We start from the raw sequence: 22,875 nt of genomic DNA on the forward strand, positions 1-22,875 counted from the left end.
AAAGTGAGTTCACCGTGATTGTTCAACGGCAGACCGGCTGCGTTGGTCAGGGTCACGATGTAGGTGACCTGGCCGCCTTCAGCCACGGTGGACTTGTCCGCGGTCAAAGTGGCGATGACTTCGCTGACGGTGTCGTTGATAGCAACCGATGCTGGACCACTAATGACCAGATTTTCAAACGTCTTACCGGCAACGCTAGCATCAGCGATACCCAGCGAGGCGCTGCCGCCATCCTTGTAGACGTCATCACCTTGCGCCGGCAATGCATAGCCAACTTGAGTTGCGCCTGCGGCGATGACCACCGTCTGGCCGTTGCTGAGTGTCACCGTCAGGTCGTGATCCAGCTTCTGGTCGAGTTTGATGGTGAAAGTCGGTGCCTGGTTCTCCAGCACCGGACCAGCGCTTTCGATGGTAACGGTGACGGTGTCATTCACATCGGAAATCGTGGTGACTGCTGGAGTGTTGTTGAGCACCAGGTTTTCGAAGTTGCCGCCGGTGGTGCTGGTGATGGTGGTGCTGACGGTGCTGCCATTCACATAAACGTCATTCGCCGCAGTCGGTACGTTGACGCTGCCGCTAGTCTGGCCCGCTTCGATGGTGATGACCGAGCCGTTGCTCAAGGTCACGCTCATCGGTGTGCCGGCCGGATTGCTCAGGGTGGCGGTGTAGGTGATCTGGCCACCTTCGGTGATGTTGCCGGTGGCGGTGAGGGTCAGCCCGGTGTTGTCCACGGAATCGGTGATGGTAGTCACGGCCGGAGCGGTATTCGGCACCAGATTTTCGAAGTTGCCACCGGTGGTACCAGTGATGGTGGTGCTGACGGTGCTGCCATTGTTGTAAACGTCATTGGCCGCCGTCGGTACGTTGACGCTGCCGCTGGTCTGGCCCGCTTCGATGGTGATGACCGAGCCGTTGCTCAAGGTCACGCTCATCGGCGTGCCGGCCGGATTGCTCAGGGTGGCGGTGTAGGTGATCTGGCCGCCTTCGGTGATGTTGCCGGTGGCGGTGAGGGTCAGCCCGGTGTTGTCCACGGAATCGGTGATGGTAGTCACGGCCGGAGCGGTATTCGGCACCAGATTTTCGAAGTTGCCGCCGGTGGTGCCGGTGATGGTGGTGCTGACGGTGCTGCCGTTGACATAAACGTCGTTGGCCGCCGTCGGCACGTTCACGCTACCGCTGGTCTGGCCTGCTTCGATGGTGATGACCGAGCCGTTGCTCAAGGTTACGGTCATCGGCGTGCCGGCCGGATTGCTCAGGGTGGCGGTGTAGGTGATCTGGCCGCCTTCGGTGATGTTGCCGGTGGCGGTGAGGGTCAGCCCGGTGTTGTCCACGGAATCGGTGATGGTGGTCACGGCCGGGGTGGTGTTGGGCACCAGGTTTTCGAAGTTGCCGCCGGTGGTACCAGTGATGGTGGTGCTGACGGTGCTGCCATTGTTGTAAACGTCATTGGCCGCCGTCGGTACGTTGACGCTGCCGCTGGTCTGACCCGCTTCGATGGTGATGACCGAGCCGTTGCTCAAGGTTACGGTCATCGGCGTGCCGGCCGGATTGCTCAGGGTGGCGGTGTAGGTGATCTGGCCACCTTCGGTGATGTTGCCGGTGGCGGTGAGGGTCAGCCCGGTGTTGTCCACGGAATCGGTGATGGTGGTCACGGCCGGGGTGGTGTTGGGCACCAGATTTTCGAAGTTGCCGCCGGTGGTACCAGTGATGGTGGTGCTGACGGTGCTGCCGTTGACATAAACGTCGTTGGCCGCCGTCGGTACGTTCACGCTGCCGCTGGTCTGGCCGGCGGCAATGGTAATGCTCGAACCGTTGGACAGAGTGACGGTTACTGGCGTCTGCGCCGGGTTGGTCAGTGTCGCGGTGTAGGTAATCTGACCGCCTTCGGTGACGGTATTGCCGGCCGTCAGGGTGACTGTGGTGGCGTCGACGGTATCGGTGACCTGGGTCACGGCCGGGGTAGTCGGCGGCGTCACTGTGATGCCGTTGCCGCCGCTGGTGCCGGTGACAGTTACTTCGATCTGGGTCGCGTCATTATAGACAGTGTCGTTCGCAGCCAATGGAACGTTGACGGTGCCGGTGGTCGAGCCTGCGGGAATCACGATCACGGCGCCGTTGGACAAGGTAACGGTCAGGTCGCTCAGCGGTGCCTGGGTCAGGGTCGCGGTGTACACCAGCACGCCACCGGCCTCGGTGATGGTCGGCGTGGCACTGAGGCTGAGGACTGATTCACTCGGGGTATCGGTGTTGGTATTGAAATTGGCGTTGACGTTGGCATTGGTGGTCTGGCCACCTGGGATTTCCAGGGTCGTTTGCCCGGCAGAGTTGATACCCGCGGTCGGGAAGCCAATGGTCGGGTCGACGCGGCCAGCCGTAGCATCGAGCATCACGAAGCTGTGACCGCCACCGGCGGCACCACCAGAACCCGACGCCGTCGGACCCGCAGCGGTGGCTTCAAGGTCTTTGGTCGGGTCGGCACCGGCGATAATGGCTTGTTGCAGCTCATCAACGGACGGCGCCGCCTGCGCGGTGGCGGCTGCCAGATCAGTGCCTGAGTCTGGGGCGTCAGCGCTCCACTGGGTGTCACGGCCCAGATCCAGGGTGCGGCCATCGGCCAGTTCCAGGGACACTGCACCGGAAAGGCCAGTGTCGATCTGATCGCCGGCAAACAGCTTGTCGCCTTCAACGAGAACGCGGCGGATGCCCTCGGGGGACACCACGAAAACCTGACCAACAATGCTTTTGACGATGGCAACAACACTGCTCATTGAAGACTCTCCGGGGTGTCACGTTCAGTTGACTTCCATAGACCTGATGGCATCTGCGCCGACCAGACTGGACGTACATTGCAAAATAGATGCACAAGTTTGACGCATCAATTCGTCAATAATTTGGCTATATTTTTTCGCTATTAACTTTATGCCAAACTATTGACCTTCTGGATCCCATCCTAAACAATCGTCCCAGTAATGTCACATTGATATTTAAGCTGTGACCTGTCCTCGGTATGTGATCCAGTTCCGCTTTTGAACTTTCCGACATACGGTCATTTCGCTTGCCATCTTCCGACACAGCGCGTTCTTTTGCTGTGATTCAAGACAAGAAGTCCTGGGAAATTCCTACAATGCGTTCGCCTTTGTTCATGGCTCTACCTTTCGTCCTTTCCGCGTCATTCATCCAGGCGCAATCCTTACCAGAAGCCATGCAACAAGCGCTGGATGTCCATCCGGAGGTCCAGGCGGGCGTCAACAGCCGATTGGCAGCGGACTATCAGTTGAAAGCTGCGAAGGGGGGGTACTTGCCACGGGTCGACCTGCTGGGCGGTTATGGTCGTGAAGGCACCGATAGCGTGACGACGCGAGACGGCGGCAACAATCACTTCGAAACCCTGAATCGCAGTGAGTCAAGTTTGCGACTGACCCAAATGGTCTTTGACGGTTTTGCGACGTCCAGCGAAGTCGGGCGTCAACAAGCCACCGTCAACTCCCGCGCCTACTCGCTGCTGAGTACCTCCGAGCGTACCGGGCTGACCGTGGCCCAGGTCTATCTCGACGTACTGACTCGCCGCGAATTCGTGCGCCTGGCCGAGGAAAACCTCAAGAGCCACCAACGCATTTACGACCAGATCCAGTTGCGCACCCAGCGTGGCGTCGGCAGCGGCGCCGACCTCGATCAGGCCGAGGCGCGGATGGCCCAGGCGCGCAACAACCTGATCACCGAGCAGACCAACCTGGCTGACGCCGAAACCAACTACCTCTCCGCTGTCGGCCAGATGCCGGATCAACTGGAGCGCCCGGCGAGTTTCATGGCGCTGATGCCGGCAAACCTGAATGAAGCCCGTGCACAGATGCTGGAAAACAGCCCGATCCTGCGCTCGGCCGAATCCGATATCGCCGCTGCCGAGAAGCAATACGACACGGCCAAGTCGACTTTCTACCCGCGCTTCGATGCTGAGTTGGGTCGCTCCGCGGACAACGACATCGATGGTCAGAACGGCCACAACAACGAATGGCAAGCCATGCTGCGCATGCGCTTCAACCTGTATGCCGGCGGTAGCAACAAGGCCGATCTGGAATCCAAGTCCTACCTGTCCAACCAGGCGCTGGACATCCGCAACAACGCCCTGCGCCAATTGAACGAAGAGCTGGGCCTGGCCTGGAACGCCCTGAACAATGCCAACGCGCAGGTGCCGATCGCCCAGCAATACGTCGATCACAGCACTGCCGTGCGTATCGCTTACCAGCGTCAGTTCAGCCTCGGCGAGCGTACCCTGCTCGATTTGCTCGACAGTGAGAACGAACTGTTTTCCTCCTCTCGCCGTCTGGCGGAGATCAAGAACATTCAGTTATTTACTCAGTACCGAATCAAGGCGACCATGGGCGAGTTGCTCAAGAGCCAGGGAGTGGTCGCACCATTGGCATCCGTTGTGCAGAACGACGTGAAGCCCAAGGTCCAATTGCCCGGTATGAATTGAGCAGGACCTTCGTTGTTCAATTGTTAGCCAAGAGTGCCGAGCGTGGAATCAGAAGTCAGTCGGGTTCAACTCATTCATGATCCGCGCGCGTTGCATGACGATCCGTTACTGGATGGTCTGCTCGCTCTTTGCATGCTGCACCAGAAACCTGCCAGCGCGGCAATGCTGACCACCGGCCTGCCGTTGTTCGAGCAGCGCTTGACTGTTGAGTTGCTGCCTCGTGCGGCCGCTCGCGCGGGGCTGCAAGGCCGGGTGCTGCAACGCAAGCTGGAGGATATTCCGGCGATTGCCATGCCGGCATTGTTGCTGCTCAAGGACAGTCGCAGTGCCGTCCTGCTCGGCTGGCAAGGCGAAGATCAGGTGCGGGTGCTGCTCAGCGAAAGCGATGGCGGTGAGTCTCTGGTCAGCCGTGAACTGCTGGCCGACGACTATATCGGCAAGGTCTTTTTCGCCCAGCCGCAGCACAAGTTCGACGTCAATCACGGCACGCTGATTCCGCGTGCGCGCTCATGGTTCCGCGACACCCTCAAGCGTTCGCGCTGGTTGTACGCCGACGCGATCGCCGCCAGTTTTCTGATCAACATCATTGCCATGGCCGCGCCGTTGTTCGTGATGAACGTCTACGACCGCGTCGTGCCGAACCAGGCCGAAGCGACGCTCTGGGTGCTGGCACTCGGCATCACGGGCGCCTACCTCTTCGACCTGATCCTGAAAAGCCTGCGCAGCCTGTGCCTGGATCTGGCCGGCAAGAAAACCGACCTGATCATCTCGGCCACGCTGTTCGAGCGCATCGTCGGCATGGCCATGAAATATCGGCCGGCGCGGGTCGGCAGCTTTGCCCAGAACATCCATGAGTTCCAGAGCCTGCGGGATTTCCTCGCCTCGCTGACCCTCACCAGTCTGATCGACCTGCCGTTCACGATTCTGATCTTTATCGTCATCGCGATCCTCGGCGGGCACCTGGTGTGGATACCGGTGTTGGCATTCCCGATCGCCCTGGCCATCGGCTATGCCTTGCAGAAACCCCTGGTGGCGACCATGGAGCGGACCATGGCGCTGGGGGCCGAGCGTCAGTCGAGCCTGATCGAAACCCTGGCCGGCCTGGATGCGGTGAAGGTCAACAACGCCGAAAGCGAACGCCAATATCAGTGGGAACAGACCATCGGCACCCTCAGTCGTCTTGAGTTGCGGGTGAAAATGCTCTCCGGCCTGGCGATGAACATCACCTTGCTGATCCAGCAGCTGGCCGGGGTGATCATGATCGTCTTCGGCGTGTACCAGATCATCGACGGTCACCTGAGCATGGGCGGCCTGATTGCCTGCTACATGCTCAGTGGCCGTGCACTCAGCCCGCTGGCGTCGCTGTCCGGGCTGCTGACTCGTTATCAGCAGGCGCGGGTGACCATGACCTCGGTCGACCAGATGATGGAGCTGCCACAGGAGCGCAATTTCGAAGAACGTCCGCTCAGCCGCAAGGTGCTGCAGGGCGGCATTGAGTGCCGCCAGCTCAACTTCACCTACCCGCAACAGCAGAACCTGGCGCTGAAGAACATCAACCTGTCGATCAGTCCCGGCGAGAAGGTCGGCATCATTGGCCGAAGCGGCTCGGGCAAGAGCTCGTTGGCGAAATTGCTGGTGGGGTTGTACCAGCCAGATGACGGCGCGCTGTTGGTCGATGGAGTGGATATCCGCCAGATCGACGTCAGCGAGCTGCGCTACAACATCGGCTACGTGCCACAGGACATTCAATTGCTCGCCGGCACCTTGCGCGACAATCTGGTTTCCGGCGCGCGGTATGTCGAGGACGAACTGGTGCTGCAAGCCGCAGAGCTGGCCGGCGTCCACGAATATGCGCGTCTGCATCCGCAGGGCTATGAGCTGCAAGTCGGTGAGCGCGGGCAGAACCTGTCCGGTGGTCAACGACAAAACGTCGCCCTGGCCCGTGCATTGTTGCTCAACCCGCCGATCCTGCTGCTCGACGAGCCAACCAGCGCCATGGACAACACCGGCGAAGAGCGCCTCAAACAGCGCCTGGCGGCTGTGATTGAAAACAAGACCATGGTGCTGGTGACGCACCGGGCGTCGCTGTTGTCGCTGGTGGATCGGCTGATCGTGGTCGACCGCGGGCAGATACTCGCCGACGGCCCGAAAGCCGCGGTGATGGAAGCATTGAAGAAGGGGCAGATCAGTGTTGCTTAAGTCGGGTAAGGATTCGATCCGTCGCTACTTCAAAGGCACTGCTTCACTTCAGGGCCAGCCGCTACCTGAGGTCAACAAGGCGTTGATCGAGGATGCGCCACGGGTGGTGCGACTGACGATCTGGGCGATCATTGCGTTCTTTGTGTTCCTGATGCTCTGGGCCAACTTCGCGGTAATCGACGAGGTGACCAAGGGCGACGGCAAGGCGATCCCATCGTCGAAGATCCAGAAAATCCAGAACCTTGAAGGCGGTATCGTTGCCGAGCTGTTCGTCAAGGAAGGCCAGATCGTTGAAGCCGGCGCACCGCTGATTCGCCTGGACGACACGCGATTTGCTTCGAACGTCGGTGAAACCGAGGCTGATCGGTTGTCGATGCTGCTGCGGGTAGAACGCCTGAGCGCCGAGGTCGAGGATCGCCCGCTGAACTTCCCCGAGGATGTGCTCAAGGCCGTGCCGGGTCAGGCCAAGAGTGAAGAATCGCTCTATATAAGCCGCCGCCAACAGTTGCACGACGAGATTGGCGGCTTGCAGGAACAGTTGATCCAGCGCCAGCAAGAGCTGCGCGAATTCACGTCCAAGCAGGCGCAGTATCGCCAGCAATTGGGCTTCCAGCGTCAGGAAATCAGCATGTCCGAGCCGTTGGTGGCCCAGGGCGCGGTATCGCCGGTGGAAGTTCTTCGCCTCAGGCGTGCCGAAGCGGAGACCCGTGGTCAGCTCGACGCCACCACCCTGGCCATTCCGCGTGCCGAATCGGCAATCAAGGAAGTGCAGCGCAAGGTCGATGAAACCCGTGGCAAGTTCCGTAGCGAAGCCCTGACCCAACTCAACGAAGCGCGCACCGACCTGAACAAGGCCCAGGCCACCGGTAAGGCCCTGGAGGATCGGGTCAGCCGGACGCTGGTCACTTCGCCAGTGCGGGGCATCGTCAACAAGCTGCTGGTCAATACCATCGGCGGGGTTATCCAGCCGGGCAGCGACCTGGTGGAAATCGTGCCACTGGACGACACCTTGCTGGTCGAGGCGAAGATCCGCCCGCAGGACATCGCGTTCCTGCATCCTGGGCAGGAAGCGACGGTGAAATTCACTGCCTATGACTACACCATCTACGGCGGGTTGAAGGCCAAGCTGGAGCAGATCGGCGCCGACACCATCACCGATGAAGACAAGAAGACCACTTACTACATCATCAAGCTGCGCACCGACCGCAGCCACTTGGGCACCGATGAAAAGCCGTTGCTGATCATTCCGGGGATGGTGGCTTCCGTGGACATCATCACCGGCAAGAAGACCGTCCTCAGCTACCTGCTCAAGCCGATCATTCGCGCACGGGCCGAGGCCCTGCACGAGCGGTAATCTTCATCAAGGCTAATGACCTCATCGTCGGAACGCCGCCCGGAGCAAGCTCGCTCCCACAGTCGATCTGTGTTGAAACGCAATTTTTGTGTTTCCACTGACCCCTGTGGGAGCGAGCTTGCTCGCGATAGCGTCCGCCCAAACACCACAACCCTGTCAGAAAGTGACAAATAACGTCACACCGCGATTCCTCCATTCCCTTAGCAATCGCCATATAGTTATTCGTTAACGGTATTTAAATTTCAATTCTTATATCTATAAAGTCAATTCCCTGCGTACCTGCCGACCAATCGGCGCGCCGCACGACACGAACCAACACGGGACCTCCGTGAGTTTCTGATCGACGCGCGCGCCTTTGAGCGTGCCGTGCGTGGGAGTGATTTATGTCTGCAGCTTCAGCTTCGCCAAGCATCGCGCCACAATTCTTTGAGATCCGCCCGTTCAGCGGAGCGGTGGGCGCCGAGATCATCGGTCTCGATTTGTCCCTTCCGATCAATGATCAGGATTTCGCCCGCATCCACCGCGCGCATCTGGATCATCACGTGGTGGTGTTCCGCGACCAGCGCATCACCCCTGAACAACAGATCGACTTCAGCCGCCGTTTTGGCGTGTTGCAGATCCATGTGCTCAAGCAGTTCCTGCTGGCGAGGCATCCGGAAATCCTCATCGTGTCCAACATTGTCGAAAACGGCCAGAACATCGGTCTCGGCGACGCCGGCAAGTTCTGGCATTCCGATCTCTCCTACAAGGAGCTGCCGAGCCTGGGCTCGATGCTGCATGCCCAGGAGCTGCCGTCGGAAGGTGGCGACACATTGTTCGCCGATATGCACAAAGCCTGGGACAGCCTGCCGCACGCGTTGCGCAAAGCCGTGGAGGGTCGCTCGGCGGCGCACTCCTACACGGCGCGTTACAGCGAGACCAAGTTCGAAGGCAACTGGCGTCCGACCCTGACCCCGGAGCAACTCGCTCAGGTCGCCGAAGTGGTGCATCCGGTGGTGCGAACCCACCCGGAAAACGGCCGCAAGGCGTTGTTCGTCAGCGAAGGGTTCACCACCCGTATCGTTGGCCTGCCGGAAGACGAGAGCCAGCAACTGCTGACCGAGCTCTACGCCCACAGCGTGCTGCCGCAAAACATCTACCGCCATCAATGGCAGCCCCATGACCTGGTGTTCTGGGACAACCGTTCGCTGATCCACCTCGCCGCCGGATGCCCCAGCCATCTGCGCCGCAAGCTGTATCGCACCACCATCCAGGGCGACGCGCCTTTCTGATTTGCCGGAGATCTGATCATGTCCAAACGTCTTCCATTCGCACCGCTGGCCGCGGCCATCGGCCTGGGGTTCAGCCTGGTCGCCGGCAGCCTGGTGGCGCCGACCGTGGCCCACGCCGAAGGTGAAATCCGCATTGCCGAACAGTTCGGCATCGTTTACTTGCTGCTCAATGTGGTGCGCGATCAGAACCTGATCGAGAAGTATGGCAAGCAGGAAGGTATTGATATCAAGGTCGACTGGACCCAGCTCTCCGGCGGCGCGGCGGTCAACGATGCGTTGCTGTCGGGCTCGATCGACATTGCCGGCGCCGGTGTCGGCCCGCTGCTGACCATCTGGGATCGCACCCACGGCAAGCAGAACGTAAAAGCCGTGGCTTCCCTGGGTAACTTTCCGTACTACCTGGTGAGCAATAATCCGAAAGTCAAAACCATCGCCGACTTCACCGAGAAGGACCGTATCGCGGTGCCGGCGGTGGGTGTGTCGGTGCAGTCGCGCTTCCTGCAATACGCGGCGGCCAGACAGTGGGGCGACAAGGAGTTCAATCGCCTCGACAAGTACACCATCGCCGTTCCACATCCTGATGCCACGGCAGCGCTGGTAGCCGGCGGCACCGAGCTGAGCGGGCACTTTTCCAACCCGCCGTTCCAGGATCAGGAACTGGCCAATCCCAACGTGCACGTGGTGCTGAACACCTATGACCTGCTCGGTCCGAACTCGCCGACGGTGCTGTTCGCCACCGAGAAATTCCGCAATGAGAATCCGAAAACCTACAAGGCATTCATTGATGCGCTGACCGAAGCGGCCACGTTTGCCCAGAACGACAAGGGCGCGGCAGCCGACACCTATATCCGCGTTACCAAGGCCAAAATCGACCGCGCCGCGTTGCTGAAAATCATCGACAACCCGCAGTTCGAATTCAGCGTCACGCCGAAGAACACTTACCCGTTGGCCGAGTTCCTCTACCGCGTCGGCGCGATCAAAAACAAACCGGATTCATGGAAGGACTACTTCTTCCAGGACGCCAAGCCGCTGCAAGGGAGCTGACCGACATGAATGCCCCTTTGCAAGGCCACACGGTCAGCAAACCGATCGCGGCAGCCCAGGCGCTGCTGTCGGTCGATAACGTCAGCCTCGAATACCGCACGCCGCAGCGGGTAGTGCGGGCGACCCATCAAGTCAGTTTCGAGATCGATCCGGCGGACCGCTTTGTCCTGCTCGGGCCATCCGGTTGTGGCAAGTCGACGTTGCTCAAGGCCGCCGCCGGCTTCATCCAGCCAGTGGAAGGCGAGATCCGTCTGCAAGGCCAGCGCGTCGATGCGCCGGGACCTGACCGGATCGTGGTGTTCCAGGAGTTCGACCAACTGCCGCCGTGGAAAACCGTGAAGCAGAACGTGATGTTTCCACTGCTGGCCTCGAAAACCCTCAAGCGCAGGGAGGCCGAAGAGCGAGCGCTGCACTATCTGGAAAAGGTCGGCCTGGCGGCGTTTGCCGATGCCTATCCGCACACCTTGTCAGGCGGGATGAAGGCCAGGGTCGCCATCGCCCGTGCGCTGGCGATGCAGCCGAAAATCCTTTTGATGGACGAACCCTTCGCCGCCCTCGATGCGCTGACCCGACGCAAGATGCAGGAGGAATTGCTGCTGCTCTGGGAGGAGGTTCGCTTCACGCTGCTGTTCGTCACGCATTCCATAGAAGAGGCGCTGGTGGTGGGCAATCGCATCCTGTTGCTGTCCCCGCATCCGGGGCGGGTGCGGGCGGAAGTGCACAGCCATCAATACGATTTGCACAGCCTCGGTGGCGTGGCGTTTCAGGAGTCGGCACGACGCATTCATCGGTTGTTGTTCGATGAAGGTGATGTGGCGAACGCCTCGCATGAGCTGGATTTCGCCGACATCCGCATCGCTTATTGAGCCAGTTGAGAGGAGGGCCCGATGAGCCATTTATCATCCCCGCGTGAAGAGTTCGAAACGGTTTTGCAGCCACTGACCAGCGTGCCGCTGGAGCGTGAGTTACCCCTCGGTCAACGCCTGTGGCAGCAAGGTTGGCTGCGCAAAAGCCTGATCCTGATTTTGCTTGCTGTGCTGTGGGAGGCCGTTGCCCGGTATCAGAACAACGACCTGCTGCTGCCGAGTTTTCTTCAGACCGCTCACGCACTGTACGACGGCCTGCTCAGCGGCGAATTGCTCGGCAAGGTTTGGATTTCCCTGGTGGTGCTGCTCAAGGGTTACCTGATCGGCATCGTCCTGGCGTTTGCCCTGACGACACTGGCGGTGTCGACGCAATTCGGTCGCGATCTGCTTAGCACCCTGACCTCGATGTTCAACCCCTTGCCGGCCATCGCCCTGCTGCCGTTGGCGCTGTTGTGGTTTGGGTTGGGCCAGAACAGCCTGATTTTCGTGCTGGTGCATTCGGTGCTCTGGGCACTGGCGCTGAACACCTACGCCGGCTTCCTCGGCGTCTCGGAAACCCTGCGCATGGCCGGGCGCAACTACGGCCTCAAGGGCATGCGTTTCGTGCTGTTCATCCTGATTCCGGCGGCACTGCCGTCAATTCTCGCCGGGCTGAAAATCGGCTGGGCGTTTGCCTGGCGGACGTTGATTGCTGCCGAGCTGGTGTTTGGTGCGACCAGCGGCAAGGGCGGGTTGGGCTGGTACATCTTTCAGAATCGCAATGAGCTGTACACCGACAAGGTGTTTGCCGGGTTGGCGGTGGTGATTCTGATTGGGTTGCTGGTGGAGAACCTGGTGTTTGATTCGTTGGAGCGGGTGACGGTTAGGCGGTGGGGGATGGTGCGGTAGAGGAGGATAAGGTTGGTGGGACTACCCAGTCCGTGCAGCCGCATGCGGAAGACAGCTCTCCCAACCTTACCTAATACATTCGTTACTGCTTTGCGTTATAGCCTGGCTTTTAGTTTGGCGGCGGAACAACGACTATTAGCGGCGGAGGTGGTGGGACTGCTGGTTGTCTTATCGCCTGAATCGGATGAGCAAGATCTATTACAGGATAGTTGACGTGAGGAGCTCCGCTGGCCACCACAAAGGTTCTGCCCCGTTGCGATTCCGCGAAAGTATTGGCGTTCCAGAGCTTGAGTTTGGACGTTGCCTTTTCGTAACTCGGTGGTGATTCAAAATTACTCGGTCTTCCCGATAAGGTTTTAGCGTGACTTTTCCCCACCACAGGAATAGAGCGCTTCGAACCTGATGAAGCAGGTTCGATTGACACGTGATTGGGAAAGCTGTCAGTTCCCCATTTTGCTGTTCCGTGTAACTCCCCCCCATCGTTTCCCCAATTGATCTTGGGCTTCTTGCCGCCAATATAGTCAGCGGCGTCGGTAAGCGCGGACATGTCACTTGTTTTCGCAAATTTCTGACCTTTATGCATAGCGCGCGCTGCGGCAGCACCGTCTGCAATGCTCACGATATTTTTTGGTACTGGAACAGCCCGATAATTGGGCAAATGAAATTCCGAAGCCAGACTGCGTAACTTGGCAATCAAGGTTTGCCAACTATGCCCCGTCGGATCCACCCGATTCACCGGATCCCCCACGCAATACATATACGCATTCAACCCACCCCCACGAAACGGGCTCCAGCTGTCCGGACTATGAAAACGCATCAACCGCGGGTTGTAGGCGCGGTAGCCGTTACCCAGCAAATACCAACCGATATCCGCCTCACGTAACTGGCCATTGAACCCCAGCCGTGTCTCGACTTTCTGCTGCGCGGACTGCTCGCCGTAGGCGGAGTAACCGATGGTTTTGGTTTGGCCATCGACGATTTCGCCAATGATGGATTGGCTGCGGTCGGTTGCCAGCAGCACTGCCCGGGGGGCGCTGCGGGTGCCTGAAACATCATCAGGTTTGGCTTGGCTCATATCGGGAGCTTCGTGGAAGTGGGGCGGGCCTTGAGTATTGCTCGCTTGAGTCAGGCTTGAGAACTATCAGAACTGATAGTGGTTCGAGCCGTACTTTTGGGCCGGTACAGTCAAAGCATCATTCGGAGGATGTTTGCTAGCATTGCATTTGACTCAACCAAGATCAGCCATGAGTGCTCACCATGCAACTCCCAGACATGAACCTGTTGGTCTCCCTCGACGCCTTGCTCGACGAGGGCAGTGTGGTCGGCGCGGCGCGGCGGATGAATCTGAGCCCGGCGGCCATGAGCCGGACGTTGACGCGCATCCGTGAAGCCATTGGCGATCCGATCCTGGTGCGCGCCGGTCGTGGCCTGGTGCCGACCCCCAAGGCGCTGGAGTTGCGCGAGCAGGTGCGCAGTGTGGTGGAGCAGGCCGGGTTGCTGTTTCGTTCGGCCGATGCGGTGGAGCTGAGCTCGCTGCGGCGGCGGTTCAGTATTCGGGCCAACGACTTCTTTGTCGGTGTCTACGGCGGCAAGTTGTTCGACACCCTTGATCGGCAGGCGCCGCACTGCGAACTGCGTTTCGTCCCGGAAGGCGATGGCGATGATGAGGCGTTGCGCGAAGGGCGGATCGATCTGAGCGTCAGCAACACCCGGCCGTTGACCCCGGAAGTGAAGATTCAGAACCTGTTTTCCACCCACTTCGTTGGTCTGGTGCGCGAGGATCATCCGCTGCTGGACGATGAGATCACGGCAGAGCGTTACGCGGGCTTCTCGCATATCAGCATGTCCCGGCGCGGCATTGCCCGGGGGCCGATCGATACCGCGCTCAATGCCCTGGGGCTGGAGCGGCGGGTGGCGGTGATCGCGCCGAGCTTTCATGCGGCAATGTTTGCCTTGCCCGATTCCGACCTGATTCTGCCGGTGCCCAAGGAAGCCTTGCTGAGTGTGCGACGGCTCGGCCTGAAGCTGCGCTCGTTCGACCTGCCGATCCCGTTGCCGACCCTGATGCTGACCCAGGCCTGGCATCCGCGTTTCGACAAGGATCCGGCCCACCGCTGGCTGCGTGAAACGCTCAAGGCGTGTTGCGATGAGACGTGGCTGGCTGCGCAGCCGGACTGAGGTCGAGCGCAATTTCCCCCTGTGGGAGCGGGCTTGCTCGCGAATGCGATTTGTCATTCAACATTGACACCGACTGACCCAACGCCTTCGCGAGCAAGCCCGCTCCCACAAGGGGTTTTGTATTGTTGCGTAAGACGCACTTATAACCTGCCGATAAGTTGATTTTCGTCAGGCATCACGCTTCCTAGAATGCTTCGGTCTTTCCACGCCGGAGCTTGCAGTACATGACTTCCCTTACGGTCACGGCACCTGTTGCTGCGGCCAGCATGGCAGCGGCTCCACCCGTCTTCGGCCCGCGGATCATCATCGGCCTGGTGGGCGTGTTGCTGGCGGTGCTGGTGTCGGGCCTGAACGAGATGGTGACCAAAGTCGCCCTGGCCGACATCCGTGGTGCGTTGGCCATCGGCTACGACGAAGGCACCTGGCTGGTGGCCTGTTACACCGCGACTTCCGTAGCGGCCATGGCCTTCGCGCCGTGGTGTGCGGTGACGTTCTCGTTGCGGCGTTTCACCCTGTGGGCCATCAGCCTGTTCACCCTGCTGGGTGTGTTGTGCCCCTTCGCCCCGAATTACGAAAGCCTGTTGTTGCTGCGCACCCTGCAAGGCCTGGCGGGCGGTGCATTGCCACCCATGCTGATGACAGTGGCCCTGCGATTTCTGCCCGCCAACGTGAAGTTGTATGGCCTGGCCGGTTATGCCCTGACGGCGACGTTCGGCCCGGGCCTGGGCACGCCGTTGGCCGGGTTGTGGACCGAATATGTCGGCTGGCAATGGACCTTCTGGCAGATAATCGCGCCGTGCCTGATTGCCATGGCCGCGGTGGCGTACGGCTTGCCCCGGGATCCGCTGCGCCTGGAGCGCTTCAAGTCCTTCAACTGGCGCGGTGTGCTGCTGGGTTTTCCCGCCATCTGCATGCTGGTGATCGGCATCCTGCAGGGCAACCGCCTGGACTGGTTCGAGTCCAGCCTGATCTGCGGATTGCTCGGCGGCGGGCTGTTGTTGCTGGTGCTGTTTTTGACCGGCGAGTGGTCGCAGCCGATTCCGTTTTTCAAGATGCAGATGCTCGGTATCCGTAACCTGTCTTTCGCCCTGCTGACCCTGGCGGGCGTACTGGTGGTGTTGCAGGCGGTGATCATTATTCCGTCCAGCTACCTGGCGCAAGTCCAGGGTTATCGCCCGGTGCAGACCGCGCCGATCATGCTGCTGGCGGCGCTGCCGCAATTGATTGCGCTGCCGTTGGTGGCGGCGCTGTGCAACTTTCGCTGGGTCGATTGCCGCTGGGTGTTGGGCATCGGCCTGAGCATGCTGGCGCTGTCGTGCGTCGGCGGCTCGCAACTGACGTCCGCGTGGATTCGCGACGATTTCTATGTGCTGCAATGGCTGCAGATTTTCGGTCAGCCCATGGCAGTGTTGCCGCTGCTGATGCTGTCCACCGGCAGCATCAACCCGATGGAAGGGCCGTTCGCATCGGCCTGGTTCAACACCGTCAAAGGCCTGTCGGCGGTCATCGCCACCGGGGTGATCGAGGCGTTGACCACGGCACGCCTGCATTTTCACTCGACCATGCTGGTCGATCGCCTCGGCAATTCGCCGCTGGCCGAGCACGACAGCGCAAGTCTCGCTCATCGTCTGCATGAGCAAGCCGTGGTGCTCACTTCCTCTGATCTTTACCTGTGCATGGCCGGGCTCGCCGTGACCTTGATCCTGTTGATTTTCTGGCTGCCGACGCGGATCTTTCCACCGCGCGCACCGACCTGAATGCTCTACTGATACAGAAGGCTTTTATGAACACTCAAGCAAAACAGAAAGTCGCGGTGGCCGTGGCCGCCGCGTTGGCCGTCGGCGTGTTGCTGTACCTGGCGATGCCCGGCCTGTTCGGCAAGCGTACCCGGCAGAACACCAACGATGCTTACGTCTCGGCGGATTTCACCCTGGTGGTACCGCGGGTTGCCGGGTTTATCAAGCAAGTGCTGGTGGAGGACAACCAGCAGGTCAAGGCCGGGCAGTTGCTGGCACTGATCGACGACCGGGATCTACGCGCCGCCGCCGAGGCCGCCGATGCCGAAACGCTGGTGGCCAGGGCGCAACTGCAAAACGCCCGGGCGACCCTCGAGCGCCAGGCGTCAGTGATTGCCCAGGCGCAATCCTCGGTGGTTTCGGCCAAGGCGGAAGTGGCCTTTGCCGAGCACGAACTGAGCCGCTACAACCACCTCGCCGGGGTGGGCGCCGGCACGGTGCAAAACGCACAACAGGCAAAAACACGCATCGACCAGGCCTCCGCACGGCTGGCCAACGCTACGGCAGTACTGGCGGCGGAACGCAAGCAGGTGGAGATCCTCACGGCCCAGCGCGATGGGGCCGAAGGGGGGCTGAAACGGACGCAAGCGAAGCTGGAAATGGCCAGCTACGAGTTGTCCTATACGAGGATCGTCGCGCCTCAGGACGGCATGGTCGGCGAACGCGCGGTGCGGGTCGGCGCCTATGTCACGCCGGGCAGCAAAATCCTCGCGGTGGTGCCGCTGGCGCAGGCATACGTGATGGCCAATTTCCAGGAAACCCAACTGACGGATGTGCAGCCGGGGCAGGCTGTGCAAGTGCGCGTCGACAGTCTGGGCGGTGCGGCATTGAACGGTCGTGTCGAAAGCATTGCACCGGCCACCGGGGTGACGTTTGCCGCGGTCAAACCGGACAACGCCACCGGCAACTTCACCAAGGTGGTGCAGCGGATACCGGTGAAGATTGTGCTGGAGCCGGGACAGTCGCTGGCCGAGCGCTTGCGGGTGGGGATGTCGGTGGAGGCGAGTATTGATACGGCCACCGCCAAGGCGAAAGAGGTTGTTCAGCGATGAAGATATGCGGCGATCCGACTTGCTCGCGAAGAGGTCATCAGTCTCGCCTGATTTTTTCTGTCTTGCTTGTGCTGAGCCTGTCAGCCTGCACCGTCGGCCCGGACTTCCACAAGCCTGCGGCACAGCCAATCGCCGAATGGTCGAAACCATCAAGGGCAGCCGCCAGCCAGGCCATCGCCGAAACGATGACCGAGCGCTGGTGGGAGGTGTTCCACGACCCCAAACTTGCGGCCCTGAGCCAACGCGCCCTGACCGACAACCTCGACCTGAAGCTGGCCAGCAGCCGCTTGCAGCAAAGTCGCGCAGTTCGTCAGGTCATCACCGCCGAGCGCTACCCCAGCACGGCGGCCAGCGGTCGTTACGGACGCAACCGCAACAGTGGAGAAGGCCTGAACGACCCGTCAGGACACAACGGCCAATCCGCCTTCAACCTGTGGGATGCCGGCTTTTCCGCCTCCTGGGAGCTGGATTTCTGGGGGCGCGTGCGGCGGGAAACCGAAGCGGCCGACGCCAACCTGGAAGTCGCCGAGAACGACCGACGCGGCGTGCTGCTGTCGGTGCTGGCCGAAACTGCCCAGGACTACATTCAACTGCGCGGTGTGCAGAACACCCGGCTCGTCACCGAACAGAATCTCGACGTTGCCCGCCATAGTCTGAAGCTCTCGCAGTTGCGCCTGGCCGACGGCGTCGCGACGGATCTGGATGTCGCCGAAGCTGCCGCGCAGGTGGCGGCCATCGAATCGCGCCTGCCCGCACTGGAGCAGCGCCAGTGGCAACTGATCAACGCCTTGAGTCTGTTGATGGGCGAACCGCCCCAGGCATTGGCGACGCAGTTATCCACAGACGCACCGGTGCCACAGACTCCGCGTCAGGTCGCCATCGGCCTGCCATCGCAACTGGCTGCACGTCGGCCGGACATTCGCCAGGCCGAAGCACGGCTGCATGCCGCCACTGCCAGCATTGGCGTGGCCAAGGGCGATTTCTATCCGCGAATCACCCTGTCGGGGAACATCGGTTCCCAGGCCATGCAACTGAGCGACTTCGGCTCCTGGGGTTCGCGTTCGTTCGGGATCGGCCCGCAGTTCAGCTTGCCGTTGTTCGACGGAGGCCGCTTGCGTGGCGTACTCGAGTTACGCGAAGCACAACAACAGGAAGCCGCTATCGCCTATCAGCAAACCGTATTGCGTGCCTGGCATGAAATCGATGACCAGTTGACCGCCTGCAACGCCAGCCAGTTGCGCCGCGACAGCCTGGCCGAAGCCGTGCGCCAGAACCGCATTGCTCTGGACACCGCGCAACAGCAGTACGTTGAGGGTGTGGTGGATTTCGTCACCGTACTCACTGTGCAAGGGGCGTTGTTGGCGACTCAGGAGCAGTGGGTCGAGAGTTCGACCGGCGTGTCGCTGGCGGCCGTCGGGTTGTACAAGGCTTTGGGTGGGGGGTGGGAGTCGGTGTATCCGTTGACCGAGACCGCGCAGCGTTAATACGCAGGGAATGATGGCCATCTGCTTGACGCTAGTCACCGCTGCCGTAGACTCGATTGATCCGAAAGGGAGTACGGTCATGCGGATTTTCTGTGTGTTGGGGTTGGTCTTCGTCGCAAGCGTTGTCCAGGCGCAAACGCCTGGGGCAGACGATCCGCTTGCGCAAATGGATGCAGGCGCCAGTGCTGCGACCAGCACCGAGGCTCGCGGTGTATTGCGGGCCCGGGATCAGGCCGTACTGGCCAGTGAGGTGCCTGGGCGGATTGTCGAGTTGCCGTTCAGCGAGGGGGAATCGTTCAAGAAGGGCGATACCCTGGCGCGGTTCGATTGCTCGGCCTATCAGGCGCAGCTCAATGCCGCTCAAGCGGCCAGCCGTGGCGCGGGTGAAGAGCTGGCGCACAACCGGCAACTGGCCGCGCTGAATTCAGTCGGGCGTTTCGAAGTGGCACGTGCCGAGGCCAAGGTCAGCGAAACCCAGGCGCAGTCCCAGGTGTATCAAGTGCAGGTCAAGCGCTGCAGCGTGCTGGCGCCGTTCGATGGCCAGGTCGTCGAACGCAAGGTACAGCGCTATGAAAGCGTACCTGCCGGTGCGCCATTGCTGGACGTGGTCGACAATCGCACCCTGGAAATCCACCTGCTGGTGCCCTCGCGCTGGATGGCCCGACTCAAGCCCGGCCAGACCTTCAGCTTTGTCCCCGATGAAACCGGCAAGCCATTGGACGCGACAGTCAAACGCCTGGGCGCACGAATCGATGAAGGCAGCCAGACCCTGCTGCTGGTGGCCAGCGTGCCCGACGCCAGCGGGCTGCTGGCGGGCATGAGCGGCACGGCGCATTTCGCGGAGTCCAGGTGAACGCGCCGGTGAGCGGCGGTGCCGAACAGGTATTCGCACGTTTCCTTGATCTTGAGCGCCAGACCCGCGCAGCCCAAACGCCCGCCCAATTGGCCTACAGCCTGGTCAATGATGGCCAGGCACTGTTTGGTTTTCGCCATGCGGCACTGTTGATCGCCGGCAAGGTGCAGGCCGTGACCGGTGTCAGTACGGTGGAGCCGAACTCACCCTTTGTAGCGTTCGTCGAGCAGGCAGTGGCGCAGTTGTTCAAGGGCGAACAGTTGCAGCAGGCGCGGGTCGTTGCCGCCGATGTGCTCAGCGAGTCGCTGCAGGATGAATGGCAAAGCCTGTCGGCTGCGCAGGTGTTCTGGCTGCCGCTGATCGATCGCCGGGGCGAGGTGTTCGGCGGGTTGTGGCTAGCCCGGGATGTTGCGTGGAACCCTGCCGAACAAGTCCTGCTGGCGCAATTGGGCGATACCTACAGCCACGCCTGGCAGGCATTGCAACCGCGCAAGCCATGGCGTCTGCGCTGGACCCGCAGACGCCAGGCGCTGCTGGTCGCGTTGCTATTGCTCGGGCTGTTCATCCCGGTGCGCCAGTCCGTATTGGCACCGGCCGAAGTGGTGCCGCTGGGGGGGCGGGTCGTGGCCGCACCGCTGGACGGTGTGATTGCCGAGTTCCTGGTCAAACCCAATCAGACGGTGAAGGCCGGCGATCTGCTGCTGCGCTTCGAAAGCACCACGCTCAAGGCCCAGGCTGATGTCGCCGAACGTGCCCTCGGGGTTGCCGAGGCGGAGCTCAAGGCCAACTCCCAGCGTTCGTTCGCCGATGCCGAGTCCAGTTCGAAACTGGATTTGCTGGCTGCCCGGGTTGAGCAGAAACGCGCCGAGCGAGATTACGCCCGTGAACTGCTCAAGCGCAGCGAAGTGCGCGCCGAGCGCGATGGCATTGCGGTGTTTGCCGATGCCGAACGCTGGACTGGCAAGCCGGTGCAGACCGGCGAGCGACTGATGGAAATCGCCGATCCGACCCAGGCGCAATTGCGTATCGAGCTGGCGGTGGGGGACGCGATATCCCTGGAGCCCGGCGCTGAAGTCGCCCTGTTCCTCGACAGTGATCCGCTGCAACGGCATCTGGCCAGGCTCGAACGTTCGGCTTATGAAGCGCAACCCACGGCGGGCGGGCAATTGGCTTATCGGCTGGATGCGAATTTCGACGCGCCGCCTCCGCGCATCGGTTTGCGCGGCACGGCAAAAATCTTCGGTGACAGGGCGCCGCTGGCGTTGTACCTGCTGCGTCGACCGTTGGCCGGTTTACGTCAGAGCGTGGGCTTGTAAGTGAACCTGCCCGGTCTGCGTGCCGACCTGCAATTGTCCCCGGCAGCGCCGGCGCTGGACGGTGCGCCCAGCTGGACGCTGGCCGACCCGGTGCGGGGGCGTTACTTCAAGCTCGGTACGACGGCGATGCGCTTGTTGCGCCACTGGTCGCTGGGTGAGCCCGAGCAGGTCCTGCAAGCGGCCAATCGCGAACCGGGACTGGCGCTGGACGCTGCGGATCTGGAGCAGTTGCTGGTTTTTTTGCGCAGTCACGATCTGATTACCGCCCTCGATCCCCAGCAGCGTGCCAGTTACAGCGTTAAAGCGGATGCCCAGCGCCGGAGCCTGTGGCAAGTGTTGCTGCATCAGTACCTGTTTTTTCGTATTCCGCTGTGGCGCCCCGAGCGTTTTCTCAATCGCGCCTGGCCCTGGCTGGAGCGCTTTGGCCCGCAAGCGCTGCGCTATGGATTACCCGCTGTGCTGGGGTTAGGGGTGTTTCTGGTGTCGCGGGACTGGCAGCGATTTATCGCGACGTTTCCGCATTTGTTCAGCCTTGGCGGTGCATTGGCTTTTGGCGTGTCCCTGTTCTTCGCCAAGCTCTGCCACGAATTCGGTCATGCGTTCATGGCCAAGCGCGCCGGTTGTCGGGTGCAGAGCATGGGCGTGGCGTTCATGGTGCTGCTGCCGATGTTCTATACCGATGTCAGCGATGCCTGGCGGGTCAATGATCGCAAGGCCCGGTTGCTGATTGGCGCTGGCGGCGTGCTGGCGGAGTTGCTGTTGGCGTGCATTGCCTTGCTGGCGTGGTCGTTGCTGCCCGACGGCCCCGCCCGCACCGCGGCGTTCATGCTCGCCAGTGCCACGTGGATCACCACATTGGTGGTCAATCTCAACCCGTTCATGCGCTTTGACGGTTATTTTTTGCTCAGCGATTTCTGGCAGGTCGATAACCTGCAAGGTCGGGCGTTTGCCCTGTGCCGGTGGCGTCTGCGCGAGTTTTTATTCGGCTACGGCGCAGCGGCGCCGGAGCCTTGGTCGCCGACAATGCAACGGCGTTTGCTGATCTGGGGGTATGGCTCGTGGTTATGGCGCGCGGCATTGTTTTTTGGGATCGCTCTGGCGGTCTATCACCTGTTTTTCAAGGTGTTGGGGATTTTCCTGATGCTGGTGGAGCTGGTCTGGTTCATCTTTGTGCCCATCATGAGTGAGTGGCGCCAGTGGTGGAGCCGCCGCGAGCAGGCGCATGGACCGCGGGTGCTGCTCAGCAGCCTGGTGCTGCTCGGACTGTTATCGGTGCTTATCCTGCCTTGGCGCAGTGCCGTCGAGGTGCCGGCCATGCTGGAAGCGGGCCGGGTCAGCACCTTGCACGCGCCAGTGGCGGCACGGATCAAAGCCGTGAAGGTGCATGACGGACAGTCGGTGGCGCAGGGCGAAGTCCTGATCGAGCTGGAGTCCCCGGATCTCGATTCGCGCCAGGCTATTGCGCGCCGGGAAATCGAGATTCAGCAGTTGCAAATGCGCCGACAGGCCGGCCGCAGCGAAACGGCTTCCGATGCCGCCATCGTCGAGCAGCGCCTGGCCGAAGCGGTCGCCGAATACCGAGGGCTGGCGGCTCAGCGCGAGCGGTTGCTATTGCGTGCCCCCCATGCCGGCACCGTGCGTGACCTGCTGTCGCAATGGACGGTGGGGCGCTGGCTGTCGACCCGGGAGCCGCTGGCCAGGGTGGTCGAGGACGGCGTGCGCTTGCGCGGCTATCTGGCCGAGGCAGAGCTCTGGCGCGTGGCACCGGGCGCTACCGGACGGTTTATCGCCGATGATCCGATGCACCCGGCGATTGCGGTGCAATTGAGCGAAATCGACACCAACGGGGTGGCGTTTGTCGATCAGGAGGCACTGACTTCCGATCACCACGGACCGATTGCCGTGCGTCGCGATCAGCATCAACGGGCCGAGCCGGTACAGGCGCAATACGGCGCGCGGTTGATGACCCTCGAACCGGCGCCGACGCCGGTGCAGCCGTTGCGTGGCGTGGTCGTGTTGCAGGGCGGTGGCGAGTCTTTATTGGGGGGCGCCTGGCGACGCGTGGCGGCGCTGGGGGTCAGGGAAAGCGGTTTTTAAGGA

General features: G+C 61.2%; 16 protein-coding genes. 14 read left to right on the forward strand and 2 right to left on the reverse strand.

What is annotated here, in order from left to right; genetic code table 11:
- A partial coding sequence (locus ACM6IT_RS13385) for a retention module-containing protein (RefSeq protein WP_414918159.1) occupies positions 1 to 2,768 on the reverse strand: 2,768 nt, incomplete at its 3' end.
- 356 nt (positions 2,769 to 3,124) lie between these two features.
- Between ACM6IT_RS13385 and ACM6IT_RS13390 the strand changes: the two genes are divergently transcribed.
- From ACM6IT_RS13390 to ACM6IT_RS13420, 7 genes are all read left to right on the forward strand, one after another.
- Complete coding sequence (locus ACM6IT_RS13390; RefSeq protein WP_414914074.1) at positions 3,125 to 4,474, forward strand: TolC family outer membrane protein; 1,350 nt, start codon at positions 3,125 to 3,127, stop codon at positions 4,472 to 4,474.
- 42 nt (positions 4,475 to 4,516) lie between these two features.
- Complete coding sequence (locus ACM6IT_RS13395) at positions 4,517 to 6,673, forward strand: type I secretion system permease/ATPase (protein WP_414914075.1); 2,157 nt, start codon at positions 4,517 to 4,519, stop codon at positions 6,671 to 6,673.
- Positions 6,663 to 8,027 (forward strand): HlyD family type I secretion periplasmic adaptor subunit, encoded by a 1,365-nt coding sequence (locus tag ACM6IT_RS13400; protein ID WP_056727009.1) that lies wholly within the window; start codon positions 6,663 to 6,665, stop codon positions 8,025 to 8,027. Before ACM6IT_RS13395 ends, ACM6IT_RS13400 begins: the two co-directional genes overlap by 11 nt.
- A 383-nt stretch (positions 8,028 to 8,410) precedes the next feature.
- Positions 8,411 to 9,298, forward strand: a complete 888-nt coding sequence (locus ACM6IT_RS13405; RefSeq protein WP_414918160.1) for a TauD/TfdA dioxygenase family protein — start codon at positions 8,411 to 8,413, stop codon at positions 9,296 to 9,298.
- Positions 9,299 to 9,316: 18 nt separating this feature from the next.
- The gene (locus ACM6IT_RS13410; protein ID WP_056727007.1) at positions 9,317 to 10,342 is read left to right on the forward strand and encodes an ABC transporter substrate-binding protein; all 1,026 of its coding nucleotides are present in this window, start codon (positions 9,317 to 9,319) and stop codon (positions 10,340 to 10,342) included.
- A 5-nt stretch (positions 10,343 to 10,347) separates the two neighbouring features.
- On the forward strand, positions 10,348 to 11,208 hold the full coding sequence (locus ACM6IT_RS13415) for an ABC transporter ATP-binding protein (protein WP_414918161.1): 861 nt from the start codon (positions 10,348 to 10,350) through the stop codon (positions 11,206 to 11,208).
- A gap of 21 nt (positions 11,209 to 11,229) precedes the next feature.
- The gene (locus ACM6IT_RS13420) at positions 11,230 to 12,096 is read left to right on the forward strand and encodes an ABC transporter permease (protein WP_414918162.1); all 867 of its coding nucleotides are present in this window, start codon (positions 11,230 to 11,232) and stop codon (positions 12,094 to 12,096) included.
- Between the two features lie 109 nt (positions 12,097 to 12,205).
- Here ACM6IT_RS13420 and ACM6IT_RS13425 read toward each other — a convergent pair whose 3' ends face one another.
- On the reverse strand, positions 12,206 to 13,171 hold the full coding sequence (locus tag ACM6IT_RS13425; RefSeq protein WP_414918163.1) for an RHS repeat-associated core domain-containing protein: 966 nt from the start codon (positions 13,169 to 13,171) through the stop codon (positions 12,206 to 12,208).
- A 182-nt stretch (positions 13,172 to 13,353) separates the two neighbouring features.
- Between ACM6IT_RS13425 and ACM6IT_RS13430 the strand changes: the two genes are divergently transcribed.
- From ACM6IT_RS13430 to ACM6IT_RS13460, 7 genes are all read left to right on the forward strand, one after another.
- Positions 13,354 to 14,274: a LysR family transcriptional regulator gene (locus tag ACM6IT_RS13430; protein ID WP_414918164.1), complete on the forward strand. Its 921-nt coding sequence runs from the start codon at positions 13,354 to 13,356 to the stop codon at positions 14,272 to 14,274.
- A gap of 224 nt (positions 14,275 to 14,498) precedes the next feature.
- On the forward strand, positions 14,499 to 16,031 hold the full coding sequence (locus ACM6IT_RS13435) for an MFS transporter (RefSeq protein ID WP_414918165.1): 1,533 nt from the start codon (positions 14,499 to 14,501) through the stop codon (positions 16,029 to 16,031).
- Positions 16,032 to 16,057: 26 nt separating this feature from the next.
- A complete protein-coding gene (locus tag ACM6IT_RS13440; RefSeq protein ID WP_414914081.1) occupies positions 16,058 to 17,122 on the forward strand; it encodes an HlyD family secretion protein in 1,065 nt (354 codons plus the stop codon).
- Positions 17,119 to 18,606: an efflux transporter outer membrane subunit gene (locus ACM6IT_RS13445; RefSeq protein ID WP_414918166.1), complete on the forward strand. Its 1,488-nt coding sequence runs from the start codon at positions 17,119 to 17,121 to the stop codon at positions 18,604 to 18,606. The genes ACM6IT_RS13440 and ACM6IT_RS13445 overlap by 4 nt, the downstream gene beginning before the upstream one ends.
- A 79-nt stretch (positions 18,607 to 18,685) precedes the next feature.
- A complete protein-coding gene (locus tag ACM6IT_RS13450; RefSeq protein WP_056726999.1) occupies positions 18,686 to 19,459 on the forward strand; it encodes an efflux RND transporter periplasmic adaptor subunit in 774 nt (257 codons plus the stop codon).
- Positions 19,456 to 20,775, forward strand: a complete 1,320-nt coding sequence (locus tag ACM6IT_RS13455; RefSeq protein ID WP_414918167.1) for an efflux RND transporter periplasmic adaptor subunit — start codon at positions 19,456 to 19,458, stop codon at positions 20,773 to 20,775. Before ACM6IT_RS13450 ends, ACM6IT_RS13455 begins: the two co-directional genes overlap by 4 nt.
- Positions 20,776 to 22,872, forward strand: coding sequence for a biotin/lipoyl-binding protein (locus ACM6IT_RS13460; RefSeq protein ID WP_414918168.1), 2,097 nt, complete (start codon positions 20,776 to 20,778; stop codon positions 22,870 to 22,872).
- The last annotated feature ends 3 nt before the right edge of the window (positions 22,873 to 22,875 follow it).

Source organism: Pseudomonas sp. IT-P4 (assembly GCF_949767755.1).
Taxonomy (GTDB): Bacteria; Pseudomonadota; Gammaproteobacteria; order Pseudomonadales; family Pseudomonadaceae; genus Aquipseudomonas; species Aquipseudomonas monachiensis.

Excerpts from the sequence above, each read along its gene's own strand:
- ACM6IT_RS13390 (WP_414914074.1), top strand. The coding sequence starts at position 3,125 with ATGCGTTCGCCTTTGTTCATGGCTCTACCTTTCGTCCTTTCCGCGTCA.
- ACM6IT_RS13405 (WP_414918160.1), top strand. The coding sequence starts at position 8,411 with ATGTCTGCAGCTTCAGCTTCGCCAAGCATCGCGCCACAATTCTTTGAG.
- ACM6IT_RS13410 (WP_056727007.1), top strand. The coding sequence starts at position 9,317 with ATGTCCAAACGTCTTCCATTCGCACCGCTGGCCGCGGCCATCGGCCTG.
- ACM6IT_RS13415 (WP_414918161.1), top strand. The coding sequence starts at position 10,348 with ATGAATGCCCCTTTGCAAGGCCACACGGTCAGCAAACCGATCGCGGCA.
- ACM6IT_RS13420 (WP_414918162.1), top strand. The coding sequence starts at position 11,230 with ATGAGCCATTTATCATCCCCGCGTGAAGAGTTCGAAACGGTTTTGCAG.
- ACM6IT_RS13425 (WP_414918163.1), bottom strand. The coding sequence starts at position 13,171 with ATGAGCCAAGCCAAACCTGATGATGTTTCAGGCACCCGCAGCGCCCCC.
- ACM6IT_RS13430 (WP_414918164.1), top strand. The coding sequence starts at position 13,354 with ATGCAACTCCCAGACATGAACCTGTTGGTCTCCCTCGACGCCTTGCTC.
- ACM6IT_RS13435 (WP_414918165.1), top strand. The coding sequence starts at position 14,499 with ATGACTTCCCTTACGGTCACGGCACCTGTTGCTGCGGCCAGCATGGCA.
- ACM6IT_RS13440 (WP_414914081.1), top strand. The coding sequence starts at position 16,058 with ATGAACACTCAAGCAAAACAGAAAGTCGCGGTGGCCGTGGCCGCCGCG.
- ACM6IT_RS13445 (WP_414918166.1), top strand. The coding sequence starts at position 17,119 with ATGAAGATATGCGGCGATCCGACTTGCTCGCGAAGAGGTCATCAGTCT.
- ACM6IT_RS13450 (WP_056726999.1), top strand. The coding sequence starts at position 18,686 with ATGCGGATTTTCTGTGTGTTGGGGTTGGTCTTCGTCGCAAGCGTTGTC.